Origin of the sequence: Gordonia sp. 852002-50395_SCH5434458 (genome assembly GCF_001665905.1) — a bacterium.
Classification (GTDB): Bacteria; Actinomycetota; Actinomycetes; order Mycobacteriales; family Mycobacteriaceae; genus Gordonia; species Gordonia jacobaea.
Map to the genome: position 1 here is coordinate 1 of NZ_LZTC01000015.1, position 874 is coordinate 874.

1 protein-coding gene is annotated in these 874 nt (G+C 60.6%); it reads left to right on the plus strand.

Going from position 1 to position 874, the window contains the following annotated elements; translation table 11 throughout:
- Nucleotides 1-874: IS630 family transposase (locus tag A5785_RS03045; RefSeq protein WP_064864511.1), on the plus strand; the 874-nt coding region annotated here is incomplete at its 5' end.

Here is an 874-nt window from a genome sequence, read left to right on the forward strand (position 1 = left end):
GCACCGCTGCGAGGGGTTGCTCGACGAACCCCGGCCTGGGCGACCTCGCACCGTCGGCGACGAGCAGATCAAAGACCTGATCACCGCGACTCTCGAGACCACTCCGAAGAATGCGACACACTGGTCGACTCGGTCGATGGCTGAGCATCTCGGCATGTCGCAGTCAACTGTTTCGCGTGTATGGAGAGCGTTCGGATTGGCTCCACACAAACAGGAGTCGTGGAAGCTGTCGAAAGATCCCCTGTTCACCGAGAAGGTCCGCGACGTCGTCGGGCTCTACATGAACCCACCCGAACGTGCCCTGGTGCTCTGCGTTGACGAGAAGACCCAGATCCAAGCGCTCGATCGCACCCAGCCGATCTTTCCCATGCTCCCGGGCACCCCGCAACGGGCCAGCCACGACTACGTGCGCAACGGCACCTCCAGCCTGTACGCGGCGTTGGACATCGCGTCGGGAAAAGTCATCGGTTCGCTTCACTCACGGCATCGCGCAACGGAATTCATCGGATTCCTCCGCAAGATCGACGCCGAAGTACCCGACGAGCTCGACGTCCACCTGGTCATGGACAACGCCTCCACCCACAAGACACCCGCGGTCAAACGATGGCTGACCTCGCACCCACGATTCGTAGTCCACTTCACCCCCACCAGCTCATCCTGGATGAACCTCGTCGAACGCTGGTTCGCCGAACTAACCACCAAGAAACTCCAACGCTCCACCCACCGCACCGTGAGAGCACTCAACGCCGACATCAGAGCATGGATCGAGACCTGGAACGACAACCCCCGCCCCTACGTGTGGGTCAAGACCGCTGACCAGATCCTCGACTCCATCGCCCACTACTGCACACGAATTAATGACTCAGGACACTAG